General features: G+C 62.9%; 13 protein-coding genes. 5 read left to right on the forward strand and 8 right to left on the reverse strand.

Annotation, left to right across the window (positions count from 1 at the left end):
* Positions 1–20: 20 nt before the first annotated feature.
* The 3 genes from AB4Z20_RS09645 to AB4Z20_RS09655 form a co-directional block, all read right to left on the reverse strand.
* A complete protein-coding gene (locus AB4Z20_RS09645; protein ID WP_003206573.1) occupies positions 21–230 on the reverse strand; it encodes a hypothetical protein in 210 nt (69 codons plus the stop codon).
* A gap of 93 nt (positions 231–323) precedes the next feature.
* The gene (locus tag AB4Z20_RS09650; RefSeq protein WP_214510008.1) at positions 324–1,247 is read right to left on the reverse strand and encodes a sigma 54-interacting transcriptional regulator; all 924 of its coding nucleotides are present in this window, start codon (positions 1,245–1,247) and stop codon (positions 324–326) included.
* A gap of 405 nt (positions 1,248–1,652) precedes the next feature.
* Entirely contained in the window at positions 1,653–2,228 is a 576-nt protein-coding gene (locus AB4Z20_RS09655) for a DUF6436 domain-containing protein (RefSeq protein WP_214510007.1), read from the reverse strand.
* Positions 2,229–2,335: 107 nt separating this feature from the next.
* Here AB4Z20_RS09655 and AB4Z20_RS09660 point away from each other — a divergent pair, with 107 nt between their 5' ends.
* Positions 2,336–3,283 (forward strand): alpha/beta hydrolase, encoded by a 948-nt coding sequence (locus tag AB4Z20_RS09660; protein ID WP_253470211.1) that lies wholly within the window; start codon positions 2,336–2,338, stop codon positions 3,281–3,283.
* A gap of 129 nt (positions 3,284–3,412) precedes the next feature.
* Here AB4Z20_RS09660 and AB4Z20_RS09665 read toward each other — a convergent pair whose 3' ends face one another.
* Complete coding sequence (locus tag AB4Z20_RS09665) at positions 3,413–4,156, reverse strand: hypothetical protein (protein WP_442089801.1); 744 nt, start codon at positions 4,154–4,156, stop codon at positions 3,413–3,415.
* A gap of 153 nt (positions 4,157–4,309) precedes the next feature.
* Here AB4Z20_RS09665 and AB4Z20_RS09670 point away from each other — a divergent pair, with 153 nt between their 5' ends.
* Together AB4Z20_RS09670 and AB4Z20_RS09675 are read left to right on the forward strand one after the other, a co-directional pair.
* Positions 4,310–4,942 carry a 2OG-Fe(II) oxygenase gene (locus tag AB4Z20_RS09670; RefSeq protein ID WP_442089802.1) on the forward strand — a complete coding sequence of 211 codons (633 nt, stop codon included), beginning with the start codon at positions 4,310–4,312 and terminating at the stop codon, positions 4,940–4,942.
* A gap of 2 nt (positions 4,943–4,944) precedes the next feature.
* The gene (locus AB4Z20_RS09675; protein WP_442089803.1) at positions 4,945–5,436 is read left to right on the forward strand and encodes a DUF523 domain-containing protein; all 492 of its coding nucleotides are present in this window, start codon (positions 4,945–4,947) and stop codon (positions 5,434–5,436) included.
* 204 nt (positions 5,437–5,640) lie between these two features.
* Here AB4Z20_RS09675 and AB4Z20_RS09680 read toward each other — a convergent pair whose 3' ends face one another.
* A complete protein-coding gene (locus tag AB4Z20_RS09680) occupies positions 5,641–7,014 on the reverse strand; it encodes a GTPase/DUF3482 domain-containing protein (RefSeq protein WP_258689641.1) in 1,374 nt (457 codons plus the stop codon).
* On the reverse strand, positions 7,007–8,374 hold the full coding sequence (locus AB4Z20_RS09685) for a DUF2868 domain-containing protein (protein ID WP_442089804.1): 1,368 nt from the start codon (positions 8,372–8,374) through the stop codon (positions 7,007–7,009). The genes AB4Z20_RS09680 and AB4Z20_RS09685 overlap by 8 nt, the downstream gene beginning before the upstream one ends.
* 86 nt (positions 8,375–8,460) lie before the next feature.
* Here AB4Z20_RS09685 and AB4Z20_RS09690 point away from each other — a divergent pair, with 86 nt between their 5' ends.
* Entirely contained in the window at positions 8,461–8,973 is a 513-nt protein-coding gene (locus tag AB4Z20_RS09690; protein WP_253470199.1) for a dihydrofolate reductase, read from the forward strand.
* 109 nt (positions 8,974–9,082) lie between these two features.
* Here the strand turns inward: AB4Z20_RS09690 and AB4Z20_RS09695 are convergent, their stop codons facing one another.
* Entirely contained in the window at positions 9,083–10,474 is a 1,392-nt protein-coding gene (locus tag AB4Z20_RS09695; protein WP_258689639.1) for an L-cystine transporter, read from the reverse strand.
* Between the two features lie 243 nt (positions 10,475–10,717).
* Here AB4Z20_RS09695 and AB4Z20_RS09700 point away from each other — a divergent pair, with 243 nt between their 5' ends.
* Entirely contained in the window at positions 10,718–11,773 is a 1,056-nt protein-coding gene (locus AB4Z20_RS09700; protein WP_258689637.1) for a haloacid dehalogenase-like hydrolase, read from the forward strand.
* 241 nt (positions 11,774–12,014) lie between these two features.
* Here AB4Z20_RS09700 and ilvD read toward each other — a convergent pair whose 3' ends face one another.
* Positions 12,015–13,856: a dihydroxy-acid dehydratase gene (ilvD, locus tag AB4Z20_RS09705; protein ID WP_018609449.1), complete on the reverse strand. Its 1,842-nt coding sequence runs from the start codon at positions 13,854–13,856 to the stop codon at positions 12,015–12,017.
* Positions 13,857–13,900 lie beyond the last annotated feature (44 nt).

Genomic DNA, 13,900 nt, shown 5'->3' on the forward strand with positions numbered 1-13,900 from the left:
GCGGGGCTGAAGCGAGAGGGTCAGAATCGTATGTTTTTCGAGGCCTCCCCCATGGCAGTGATGGCTTTGGTTGCGGTGTCCATCGACCCTGCCGCGATTGCGTTCATGGTGTCGGCGACCAGTTTTTTCTGGTCGAATTGGGATTTCATGGTTGTCATCGCAGCCGAGGTCGCGTCCATCTGCTGCATGGCAGCCGTGGAAGCGGCGAGAGAAGCTCCACCAAAACTCATAGTCGTATCTCCGGGTTGTGGAATGGCGAGACGAACGTGAACGTCTCGATGGTTAAGTGGCGACCGTTGTGTAAACGGTTCCACCGATCCCACTCAACTCGTCGATATTTGCAGGCACTTCATCCGGTAATACAGCGTGCGTCGGGCGATACCCAGTTCGGCGATGACCTTGTCGATGCAATGATGGTGGCGGCGCATGCAGTCCTCGATGAGGATTTTTTCGAACTGCTGCAGGTGCTCTTTCAACTTGAGCGTCGAGCTGTTGTGTTCCAGTTGCTCGGCGCGGGGCAGTGCCGGCAAGCCGAGTACGTATCGCTTGGCGGCGGACTGCAGCTCGCGGATGTTGCCAGGCCAGGCGTAGCCGAGCAGTTGGCGCAACAGCGCTGGCGACGGCGCGACGTAGGGCCGGTCGAGTGCCTGGGCCTCCCGGCGCACCAGCGACTGGAACAGCGGCACGATGCGCTCCTTGCGGCTGCGCAGTGGAGGCAGCTTGAGGCTGATGATGTTCAGGCGAAAATAAAGATCCCTGCGAAACTCGCCACGTTCGACCATTTCTCCCAGCGGGCACTGGGCGGAGGCGATCACTCGCATGTTCACCGGGATGCTCTGGGTCGAGCCCAGACGCTGGACCGTCCTGGATTCCAGGACTCGCAGCAGCTTGGCTTGCAGGCCCAACGGCATGCTGTCGATTTCGTCCAGGTACAGCGTGCCGTTATGTGCGGCTTCGACGAACCCCGCGCGATTTTGGCTGGCCCCGGTAAACGCGCCGGTGTTGGCCCCGAAAAGCTGGCTCTCGGCGAGGGTTTCGGGAATGGCGGCGCAGTTGATGGCAACGAACTTGCCGGAGCAGCCGGACATGCGATGGATCTTTTCTGCCAGCGTGTCTTTACCGGTACCCGTTTCGCCGCGCAGCAACACGTCGATCATGAGCGGAGCGACGCTTTGGACGAACGCCTCAAGGTTGAGGGCATCTTCTTTATAGGGATTGGAAAGTGCAGCGCATAGCAGCTTTTGCATCACTGACGATTCCATTTCTTGTTTGGTTAGAAGGGTCGACAAGTTGAACGATGAAAAGGCGTGTGAAACTTCCTCGAGTTAGCGCCGCCGTGCGACTGCATGGGTAATGAACATTTTGCTGGTCACGAGGTTTAGAGAAGAGATTAAAAAAAAGTTCATGCTGGCACGGTCGCTGTTAATCGATTCAGCTAAACGGTCAGCCGGGCTCAAATGCCCTGCACAAGCCGTCTGGCATGGGGCACAGGCCGAAAAGGATCGGTAATGGCGCCGTTTGCAAAAATTGGATCCGACAAACGGTTCAGCCCAGGCCCTTACTTTGAGCAAGAGCTCTAAAAAACAAACACCAGGCATAACTTAGTGGCATCAGCCTAGAGGCGGTCGGCAATACGCGTTGTAGTTAATTCGTCAGTTTGAAACCGACCATGGGCAATAACAGCCGACAGCCAACGTGTGAGTCGCAGTAACTTCCCGGCCGACACTCAACGCCTCGAGAATCGGCTCGATGAAGCTGTTGCTCGAGTTGCAGGTCAGGCCTTCGCTGTAGGGGCCGAAGTACGCGAGTTTGCCGCTGCGATCCCAGATCGCTACGGCCGGGCTTGCAGGAATTTGGCTTGAACCGGGGAGCGCCGGGAGGCTTTTCAAGTGGCTCAACGTGGCCGGCAGCTGACCTTGGCTGCCGGCTTTTTGTACCGCATAAAACTCGACGCCTTGCGGTACATATTTATCGACCAGCTCGGCAAGGTGTTGCTGGTTGCCGACGTTGCACGGGCACGCCGGATCCCAGAAATGCACCAGGCGAATGGCGCCGGGGCCGGCCAGCTCGGCAGGCAGGCGCAGCGGGTCGCCGGAAAACACCGCGGTGTGTTGGCTGAAAGCCCGCAGGAAACGGCCCTGGAACCAGTCGTAGGCCATCCACAAAACGACGGCGCATCCGAGGGCGAGCAGGCTGGCGAGCAGGGTCGTGCGGTGGGACGGGCGCATGGAGTCGATCCTCTGAAGCCGCGTAGCTTGCCATGCCTGCCGCGACAGATGAATATCGCAGCCTATAAAGTCTGTTTCGCGCGATGCGCCTATGCCTGGAAATCTTGATGCCTGCCACTTTCGACCCCGATCTCCTGCGTGCCAGCCTGCAACCGCTGGCCCAGTGGCAAGCCCTGTCCGAGCAAGCCCAGGCCTACCAGCGGTTCTATGGCCTGGACTTTCCCCAGCGCAGCGTGCGCAAGGGATTGGGGCGTTTCGAGGTGGGTGGGTATGAGCTGGTCAGCCAGGTCTGGTGGCCGGAAAAAGCCGTGGCGACCTTGTTTGTGTTCCACGGTTACTACGATCACATGGGGCTGTATCGCCACTTGATCGAGTGGGCTCTGGAGCAGAAGTTCGTGGTGATCGCCTGTGACCTGCCGGGCCACGGCCTGTCCAGTGGCGAGCGCGCCAGCATCGAGGATTTTGCCGAGTACCAGGCCACCTTGCAGGGCCTGTTGGCCGAGGCCGGGACGCTGGACCTGCCGCAACCCTGGCATCTGTGCGGGCAAAGCACCGGCGGGGCAATCGTCGTCGATCACGTGCTCAACCAGGGCGCGCAGAGCCCGGCCCAGGGCCAGGTCATCCTGCTGTCGCCCTTGGTGCGGCCACGGGCCTGGGGCTGGTCGCGCCTGAGTTATTACCTGCTCAAGCCCTTCGTGAGGGGGATTGCCCGGCGTTTCAGCGAGAACTCCACCGACCCGGACTTCCTGCCGTTCCTGCAAGCCGACCCGCTGCAACCACTGCGCCTGCCCACCGCCTGGGTGGGCGCATTGGGGCAATGGATCAAGCGTATCGAAGCCGCTCCGAGCAGCCCGCGCCAGCCATTGATCGTGCAGGGGCAGGCGGACATGACGGTGGATTGGGCGCACAACCTGCAAGTGCTGCGCAGCAAGTTCGATCGGCCGCAGGTGTTGATGTTGCCCGAGGGACGCCATCATTTGGCGAATGAGGCGCTGGCGTTGCGGCAGGAAATGTTTGGGTTCTTGACCAAGCGGATGAGCCGGGTTCGGCGGTGACCGGGCTATTGCTATCGCGAGCAAGCTCGCTCCCACACTGGATCTTAATCGATCACAAAACCTGAGTTCATCCAAATACCCTGTGGGAGCGAGCCTGCTCGCGATAGCGGTCTCAAGGACACTGAAGAGCTACTGCCCGAGATTCTGCCCCACCGCCAACCCCGCCCGAATCGCCGCCAGGGCCGCTTGATAATAAGCCTGGCCCTCGGTCGATTCGGCGAAGGTGGCGAACTCTTCCAGCTCGGTATCCGTCAGGTCACGGTAGACGTACAGCAGCGTGTTGTTCAGGTCCGTGCCGATCTGCTCCATTAACCGCTGGCGTTGGCCGTTGAGCATGCCCTGGGCCTGGCCGGCGCCCAGCAGCCCCGGGATCATCGAACTCAGGCTGTCGGCCGCCACGCCGGCGATCGCCAGGCTGACTTCGGCGCCGGCCTCGCGGGCGGGCAGGGCCTGGGCCAGGTGGCCGATGATCAACAGGCGGTTGTCGCTGGCAGGCATCTTCGGCAGGCCCTTGGCGTTTTTCGCCAATTGATCACGCCGGGTCGCGAGTAATTCGGCCGCGACGACCTTGCGGCCCAGGGGCGACTGGAAAAAGCTCAGGGCCGGGCTGGGGTCACGCAAATTCCTGCGCATTTGCGCCTCGGCCCGCTGGTCCATGGCCTGGGGGGCGAAACGTTGATTGCTGTTGTTCACCAGGGCCTGGAACACCGCCGGCGGCAGGCTGCTCTGATAGCGCTGCTGGGCGGCGCTCAAGGCGTCATTGAAATGCGCCCGCTGTTCCGGCCAGCCGGCGACCTTGTACAACTGGTCGTAGCTGTCTGCCCAGGCGGGCAAAACGCAGAACATCAACAGTGAGAAAAGCAAACGGCGCATAGGGACTCCTGTCAGCAGCCGACTATTCTCCGTGGGGTGTGGGGTCTTGTCGAGAATTCGTATCAAGTTCGTACGGCGGTGCAATTTGACGCAGCGAACTGACACTGCGAACCCGCTGCGTGGCGCTGTCGGTTTTGCAGGCACAGGCATACTATGCGCGCCATGCAAATACCTTCTGATCACCCGCTGCTGTTACGTATCGTCGACGATCTGGCCGAGCGCGGCTGGTCGCAGCAGAACCTCTTCCTGCCAGATGCGCTGACCCGCGCCCTGGCGGCCGAATGCCGCCAGCGGGCCGCCGAGGGCGAACTGGCCCCGGCAGCGGTCGGGCGCGGGCCGTTCTCGGAGATCCGCGAAGGGATCCGGGGTGATCACATCCAGTGGATCGAACCCGGCCAGGCGCAAGCCTGCGACCATTACCTGGGGCTGATGGACAGCCTGCGCGAAGCGATGAATCGCGGGTTGTTCCTGGGCCTGGAAGACTTCGAAAGCCACTTTGCCCTCTATCCACCCGGCGCGTTCTACCTCAAGCACGTCGACCGCTTTCGCGATGACGACCGCCGCATGGTGTCGGCGGTGCTCTACCTCAATGACGACTGGTTGCCGGAACACGGCGGCCAGTTGCGCATGTACCTGGACGAAAGCCTGGAGCAGGACGTGGTGCCCAACGGCGGTTGCCTGGTGGTGTTCCTGTCGGGGGACATTCCCCATGAAGTACTGCCGGCCACGCGCGATCGCCTGTCCTTGACCGGTTGGTTCCGCCGTCGCGGCAACGAGTTGTTCTGACGATGGAAAAGATCCTGGTCAGTCGCTGCCTGCTCGGGCATCGCGTGCGTTACGACGGCGGTGCCAGCGGGCCGTTCGATCAACTTCAGCAGTGGCTCGACGAAGGCCGGATCGTGCCGCTGTGCCCGGAAGTCGCCGGCGGCTTGCCTACGCCTCGGGCGGCGGCGGAGATTCCTGGCGGACAGGGCGGGCAAGTGCTCGACGGCCAGGCACGGGTCATCACCACCGACGGCGAAAATGTGAGTGCGCAGTTCCTGTCAGGCGCGTATCAAGCGCTGGAGCGGGTACGTGAACACGGCATCCGCATCGCCGTGCTCAAGGCCAATAGCCCGTCGTGCGGCAACCTGTTGACCTATGACGGAACGTTCAGCGGTGTGAAGGTCAGCGGCGAAGGCGTGACGGCGGCGTTGCTCAAGCGGCATGGCGTGAAGGTGTTCAGTGAGTTGGAGTTGGCTGAAGCGGCGACGGCCCTCAAGGCCTTGAACAGCGATTGATGGATTGCTTTTGTGGCGAGGGAGCTTGCTCCCGCTGGGCCGTAGGAGCTGTCGAGTGCAACGAGGCTGCGATCTTTCCCCAGCCACTTGAGTCTCAAGCGAAAGATCAAAAGATCGCAGGCTTCGCCAGCTCCTACAACCCAGCGGGAGCAAGCTCCCTCGCCACAGGGGTTTTGTGTACGTGGGCGCAGGGTTTTGTGTCGTTCAGAGCTGCTCAGCCAACTGCTCAATCAGCTCCTGGCGTTCTGCCTGGCTCAAGCGCGGTTGAGTATTCAGGGATGACCATTGCGGATGCGCCCGCGCCTTGTTCAAGGCTTCGGGCAGCTTGCCCTCGCGCCAGGTCTTGTCCTGGGGCGTGGCGATGCGGATGCTGTCCATTGCCGCATGGCCGCGCTGGTTGAGGGCTTGCAGCAGTTGGCGTTGGCGCAGGGCCAACAGGCGCAGCACGCTGTCGTCCACCGTCAATTCCCGTTGCCCCTTGAGCTTGCCCATCAGCCGGTTGCCATAGCTGCGGGCGGTTTGCAGGGTGCCGCCGACAATGGCCCCGGCCAGGGCGGCGGCGCCAAGGGTCAGGCCGCCCACCAGCAAATCGACGCCGGCCCCGGCCGCTGCGCCCGCCGCGATTCCGCCACCGACGCGTACGCCCAGTTGCTTGAGGGTCTCGGGGTTGAACAGGTCATCGCCCCAGCGCCCGTCGAGCAGCGGCAGATCGCTGGCGGCGGCGTCCTGGGGACGAAAAGCGTAAAGCTTGAGCAGGGCCTCGACGCAGCGCTGCTCACGCTGACGCACTGCGCTGCGCAGTTCGCTGATGGCTTCGCGTTCCAGCTCGGCGTCGCTGGCGACGCTGCGTCGGCAGGCGGCGCAGTCGATCAGCAGTTCGGCGATCAAGCGCGCCGCGCTCTGCTGGCGGGCCAGGCGTTGGACCTGTTGATCGGCGACCAGGCGTTCCAGTTGCCCGCGGGCGCTTTCCAGCAACAGCGCGAGGCTCTCATACAGGCGTCGCTCGCCGTCCTCGGGCGGGGCGACGCTGTCAAAACGTACCAGGGCGTGCAGCCCCAATCGCGCCAGGGCTTCGCGCCAGTCGGGCTCGCGATGGTGGGCGCTGCTGACGAAATTCAACACCGGCAGCAGCGGCTTGCCACAACTGGCGAGGACTTCCAATTCATCGCGGTACTTGGCCAGCACCGGCTCCCGGGCGTCGATCACATACAGCCCGGCGTCGCTGGCGAGCAGTTGCCGCAGCACTTTGGCTTCTTGTTCGAAGCGTTGCCGCGCCTCGCTGCCCTCGAGGAAGCGGGCCAGGCGCGCCGGGCCGTCCAGGCGTTCGCCAGGACGCTCCAGACGCTCGAGGTAATCGAGCAAGGCGATGGCGTCTTCCAGGCCCGGCGTGTCGTACAGTTCCAGCAGCGCTTCGCCGTCCACCGACAGGCGCGCGCCTTCGACATGCCGGGTGGTGCTCGGGCGATGGGACACTTCGCCGAAGCCGACATCGCGGGTCAAGGTACGCAGCAGCGAGGTCTTGCCCACATTGGTGTGGCCGACGACCGCCAGCTTCAGCGGCTTCATGGGCTCAGTCATGGCCGGTCTCCAGCCAGTTCAAGGGCATGCAGTCGGCGAAGGGCAACTGCAACTGTTGCAGTGCGGTGTGCCAGTCGCCCAGGCGCTCGGCGTCCAGCGCTTCGCCGGACGGCGCCTGCAACAGCCAGACGCGGGTGGCGCTGGCGCTGCGGGCCAGCTCGGCGATCAGCGCCAGGCTGCCGCGGTCCGGTGAACGGCGTGGGTCGCAGGCAATGGCCAGGCGTGCCGGCGGAAAGCGCGACAGTTGTTCGAGAAGTTTGTGGCGCGACTCGCGGCTGTCGAGAATGCCGGCGCTTTTCACGGTTTCGGGCAGCTTGGGCGGCCAGGGTCGATCGTCCAACTCGATTGCCACCAGCAACGCGCCGTCGCTGTCCATGGCACTGACAGTACTTTCGATGGGATGCAGTTGCGCGGGGGCGGCGTCGTTAACGCCCAGTCGCTCGCTGCTGGGCATCAGCCGTTCGCGCAATTGGGCGTAGCCCGGCAGGTTCAAGTCCAGGCGCAGCGTGGTGCGGCCGCGCCGCCAGCGCCACAGGCACAACAGTGCCAGGCACAAGCGCGGCAACAGGCCATAGACCAGCAGCACACCGACCAGCCAGGCAGCCCAGGCCTGGCGGGCACTTTCGATGTTCAGGGCGGCATCGCCACTGGCGCGGATCATTTCCACCGTCGGCACGCGGAAACCCAGCAGGGCGGGCAGTGCGCCCAGGGCCTGGGTCATGGCGACGAAGGTCTCGCCGCCGAGGATGGTGGTTTCCCAGATGAAGCCATAGCGCCGGGTCGCCATCAGCAGCAGGACGATGACCAGCGCGCTGAGCATCGCCAGCAGCCACAGGCCATTGACCAGCACGCCGAGGGCCCAGCGATTGAGTTTGTGCCGTTGCAGCAACAGCAGCAGGGCCGGTGCCAGTTGGGCGGCCTTGGCGTCGCGGGCGAGTTTTTCGCTGAGCCACAGCCACAGGCGTCCCAGCGTGGCACCTTGCTCGCCTGCGAATATCAGGCCCAGGGCCCAGCCGCTGAGCAGGATCAGGTTCAGTCCCAACAGACTGCCCAAGGCCCAGAACACATTGACCGCTGCCTGCCCGTCGCCGAGTGCGGCAAAGCCCAGGCCGGCGCCGCTGATGACGGCGAGCAGCGCCAATGCGATCAGCGCCAGGCGCGCCCCTTGCAGCCAATGGCGCAGGGCCTCGGTGAGGCCATCGCGCTCAGCCAGCCAGCGGGCACGGTGGTGGATGCGCGTGGCTAAGTCGCCGCCGGCCGCACGGGCCAGGCGATTGGCTTCCTGGTCCTCGAGCGGGCCAGCGTGTTCTTCACGCAGGCGTATCGTCTCGGTCAACCAGAGGTTCTGCAGTGCTGTCACGGGTGCTTCCGTTGCTCGAATGAGGGTTGAGCATAACCGCTGTGATGCCTGTCGGGGTACGCCGAGCCTCTGGTATCCTCGCGGCCATGAACAAAACTCTCCCTTTAAGCCTGATCGCAGCCCTCGGTGAAAACCGTGTGATCGGCGTCGACAACAGCATGCCCTGGCACCTGCCGGGGGATTTCAAATACTTCAAGGCCACCACCCTAGGCAAGCCGATCATCATGGGGCGCAAGACCTGGGATTCCCTCGGTCGACCGTTGCCGGGACGCCTGAACATTGTGGTCAGCCGCCAGCCGGGCCTGGTGCTGGAGGGCGCGCAAGTGTTCTCCACCCTGGAGGCTGCGGTGGCGCGGGCCGAGGCGTGGGCACTGGAGCAGGGCGTCGACGAGTTGATGTTGATCGGCGGCGCCCAACTGTACGCCCAGGCCCTGGGGCAGGCGGATCGGCTGTACCTGACCCGCGTGGCGCTGAGCCCGGAAGGGGATGCGTGGTTCCCGGCGTTTGATGCGAGCCAGTGGACGCTGGTTTCGAACCAGCCGAACCCGGCTGAAGGGGACAAGCCGGCCTACAGTTTTGAGGTGTGGGAGAAGCGCTAAAAGCATCGCGAGCAAGCTCGCTCCCACAGTCGACCGATTTTTCCTGATAGAACTCGGTTAACTGTGGGAGCGAGCTTGCTCGCGATAGCGATTCAGCAGGCACTCCCCATCAAGCGTGCACCAACTCCCCATGCTCCTGCGCATCGAGCAACGCCTTGTCAGTCTGCTGCATCACCTGGCTGGTAATCGCCCCGGCGGTGATCGAGCCGCTGACGTTCAATGCCGTACGGCCCATGTCGATCAGCGGTTCGACGGAAATCAGCAAGGCGACCAGAGAGACCGGCAAGCCCATGGCCGGCAGCACGATCAGCGCGGCGAACGTCGCGCCGCCACCGACCCCGGCCACTCCAGCCGAACTCAACGTCACGATCGCCACCAGCGTCGCGATCCACACCGGATCCAGCGGGTTGATGCCCACAGTCGGTGCGACCATCACCGCCAGCATGGCCGGATAAAGGCCGGCACAACCGTTCTGGCCGATGGTGGCGCCGAACGAGGCGCTGAAGCTGGCAATCGCCCGCGGGATGCCGAGGCGGCTGGTCTGGGCTTCAATGCTCAACGGGATGGTGGCCGCGCTGGAGCGGCTGGTAAAGGCGAAGGTCAGCACCGGCCAGATCTTGCGGAAAAAGCGCAACGGGTTGATCCCGGCAGCGGACACCAGCAGGCCATGGACCACGAACATCAGGCCCAGCCCCAGGTACGACACCACGACAAAACTGCCGAGCTTGATGATGTCCTGCAGGTTGGAACCGGCCACCACCTTGGTCATCAGCGCCAGTACACCGTACGGCGTCAGCTTCATCACCAGGCGCACCAGGCGCGTCACCCAGCTTTGCAGGGTGTCGATGGCGTTGATCACTTTCTGGCCTTTCTCCACGTCGTCCTTGAGCAATTGCAACGCCGCGACTCCGAGGAACGCGGCGAAAATCACCACGCTGATGATCGAGGTCGGCTTGGCCCGGGCCAGGTCGGCAAAGGGGTTCTGTGGGATGAACGAAAGCAGTAATTGCGGGATGTTCAGGTCGGCGACCTTGCCGGCGTAGTCGCTCTGGATCACTTGCAGGCGCGCCAGTTCCTGGGTGCCGGCCACCAGGCCTTCGGCGGTGAGGCCGAACAGGTTGGTCAGGCCAATGCCGATCAGTGCGGCGATGGCGGTGGTGAACAGTAGCGTGCCGATGGTCAGGAAGCTGATCTTGCCCAGGGACGAGGCGTTATGCAGGCGGGCCACGGCGCTGAGGATCGAGGCGAAGACCAGCGGGATCACGATCATTTGCAGTAACTGCACGTAGCCGTTGCCCACCAGGTCGAACCAGCCGATCGAGGCCTTGAGCACCGGGTTGCCGGCGCCGTAAATCGTGTGCAGGGCGAGACCGAATACCACGCCCAGCAGCAGTGCCAGCAGTACTTTCTTGGCCAGGCTCCAGGTGCGGTGACGGGTTTGTGCCAGGCCGAACAGCAAGGCGAGGAACACCAGAAGATTGAGGATCAGCGGCAGATTCATCAAAAGAGTCTCCGATAAGACGTGCCAGTCGCCCGAAGCCGCGACTGTAAGCCGGGAAGCCTAACAGCCTGATAACTAATGAATTAATACTAAAAACGCATGTAGATTGTCGTTTATGGAATAAGGCAACGACGTTTACGGATATGTCGCTGGCGCAATCAAGACGCAAGCGGTCGCGGGTAGGCGAGGACTGTCACAAGCATTTGTTAGCGTCGAGTTCTTTTGAACCCGGGAGAAATGCCGATGAAACTCGCACCTCGTTTTCTCGCTGTCGCCTTGAGCCTTGGTCTCGCCGGCCAGGCACTCGCCACCGATCTCAAACACTGGCCGGCGGAACAAGCCAAGGCCCTGGAGACGATGATCGCGGCCAACGCCAACAAGGGTAACTACGCGGTGTTCGACATGGACAACACCAGTTACCGCTACGATCTGGAAGAGTCGTTGCTGCCGTTCATGGAGAACAAGGGCCTCATCACCCGGGAAACCCTGGACCCATCCTTGAAGCTGATGCCGTTCAAGGACACCGCCGACCACAAGGAAAGCCTGTTCAGCTACTACTACCGCCTGTGCGAAGTGGATGACATGGTCTGTTATCCGTGGGTGGCCCAGGTGTTCTCCGGCTTTACCCTCAAGGAGCTCAAGGGCTATGTCGACGAGCTGATGGCGTCCGGCAAGCCAGTGCCGACCACCTATTACGAGGGCGACAAGGTGGTCCAGTACAACGTCAACCCGCCGAAAGTCTTCACCGGCCAGGCTGAGCTGTACAACAAGCTGATGGAAAACGGCATCGAGGTCTATGTCATGACCGCCGCTTCCGAAGAACTGGTGCGTATGGTCGCCTCCGATCCGAAGTACGGCTACAACCTCAAGCCGCAGAACGTGATCGGCGTGACCACGCTGCTCAAGGACCGCAAGACCGGCGAGCTGACCACCGCGCGCAAGCAGATCACCGCAGGCAAATATGACGAGAAGGCCAACCTCGGCCTGGAGTACACGCCTTACCTGTGGACCCCGGCGACCTGGATGGCCGGCAAGCACGCGGCGATCCTGACGTACATCGACGAATGGAAAAAACCGGTACTGGTGGGCGGCGACACACCCAGCAGCGATGGCTACATGCTGTTCCACGATGTGGACGTAGCCAAGGGCGGCATCCACCTGTGGGTCAACCGCAAGGACAAATACATGACTCAGATTAACAACATGATGGCCAAGCACGCTGCCGCCCAGGCCAAGGAAGGACTGCCGGTGACAGCGGACAAGAACTGGGTGATCGTCAAACCTGAAGACATTCAGTAAGTCCTGTCCCACATTGATACCAAGGAACCCTGTGGCGAGGGAGCTTGCTCCCGCTGGGCTGCGCAGCAGCCCCAAGGTCGTCAGCTCACACATTGAGGTGAGGGCGAATTTTGGGGCCGCTTCGCGACCCAGCGGGAGCAAGCTCCCTCGCCACAAAAGATCACTTGGCTCCAAGGGACCGAACAGGAGCCAAAAAAAAGCCCCGCACTTGGCGGGGCTTTTTTATGGGCGGTTGCAGCGCTTACAAGCCGTCGAGCATCGCCTTGTTCCGCACCGCGCCCTTGTCGGCGCTGGTGGCGAGCAGGGCGTAGGCCTTGAGGGCCGTGGTGACTTTGCGTGGACGTACTTCCACCGGTTTCCAGCCCTTGTTGTCCTGTTCGACGCGGCGCCCGGCCAGTTCTTCGTCGCTGACCAACAGGTTGATCGAGCGGTTCGGAATGTCGATCAGGACCTTGTCGCCATCGCGCACCAGGCCGATGGCGCCGCCCGCCGCAGCCTCCGGCGAAGCGTGGCCGATGGACAGGCCCGAGGTGCCGCCGGAGAACCGGCCATCGGTCAGCAGGGCGCAGGCTTTGCCCAGGCCCTTGGACTTCAGGTAGGAGGTTGGGTAGAGCATTTCCTGCATGCCCGGGCCGCCTTTCGGACCTTCGTAGCGAATGATCACGATGTCGCCGGCCTTCACTTCGTCAGCGAGGATGCCGCGCACGGCGCTGTCCTGGCTTTCGAAAATCTTCGCGTTGCCTTCGAACACATGGATCGACTCGTCGACACCGGCGGTTTTCACCACGCAGCCATCCAGGGCGATGTTGCCGTACAGCACGGCCAGGCCGCCTTCCTGGGAGTAGGCGTGCTCGACGCTGCGGATGCAGCCGTTCTCACGGTCGTCGTCCAGGGTTTCCCAACGGGTCGACTGGCTGAACGCGGTTTGCGTCGGGATGCCCGCCGGGCCAGCCTTGAAGAAGTGGTGAACGGCCTCGTCGGTGGTCTGGGTGATGTCCCACTTGGCGATGCCTTCGGCCATGGTCTTGCTGTGCACGGTCGGCAGGTCGGTGTGCAACAGGCCGCCACGGGCCAGGGAGCCGAGAATGCTGAAGATCCCGCCGGCACGGTGCACGTCTTCCATGTGGTACTTCTGGATGTTCGGCGCGACCTTGCACAGTTGCGGCACGTGACGGGACAGGCGGTCGATGTCGCGCAGGTCGAAATCGATCTCGGCTTCCTGGGCAGCGGCCAGCAAGTGCAGGATGGTGTTGGTGGAACCGCCCATGGCGATGTCCAGGGTCATGGCGTTTTCGAACGCCTTGAAGTTGGCGATGTTGCGTGGCAACACCGACTCGTCGTTTTCGCCGTAGTAGCGCTTGCACAGCTCGACGATGGTCCGGCCGGCCTGCAGGAACAGCTGTTCGCGGTCGCTGTGGGTGGCGAGGGTCGAACCGTTGCCCGGCAGGGCCAGGCCCAGGGCTTCGGTCAGGCAGTTCATCGAGTTGGCGGTGAACATGCCGGAGCACGAACCGCAGGTCGGGCAGGCGCTGCGCTCGTACTCGGCAACCTTCTCGTCAGAGGCGCTGGAGTCGGCGGCGATGACCATGGCGTCGACCAGGTCGAGGCCGTGGCTGGCGAGCTTGGTCTTGCCGGCTTCCATCGGGCCGCCGGAGACGAAGATCACCGGGATGTTCAGGCGCAGGGCGGCCATGAGCATGCCCGGGGTGATCTTGTCGCAGTTGGAAATGCACACGATGGCGTCGGCGCAGTGGGCGTTGACCATGTATTCGACGGAGTCGGCGATGATCTCGCGGCTCGGCAGCGAATAGAGCATGCCGTCGTGGCCCATGGCGATGCCGTCGTCCACGGCGATGGTGTTGAATTCCTTGGCAACGCCGCCGGCGCGCTCGATTTCCCGGGCAACCAGCTGGCCGAGGTCCTTGAGGTGGACGTGGCCCGGTACGAACTGGGTGAAGGAGTTGGCAATGGCGATGATCGGCTTCTTGAAGTCGTCATCCTTCATCCCCGTGGCGCGCCACAAGGCACGGGCGCCGGCCATGTTGCGGCCATGGGTGGATGTTTTCGAGCGGTAATCAGGCATGGAGCACTCCGGGCGGCTAATCAGGTACTTATCAGGTATCAATG

Origin of the sequence: Pseudomonas sp. KB_12, assembly GCF_052114545.1 — a bacterium.
GTDB lineage: Bacteria > Pseudomonadota > Gammaproteobacteria > Pseudomonadales > Pseudomonadaceae > Aquipseudomonas > Aquipseudomonas brassicacearum.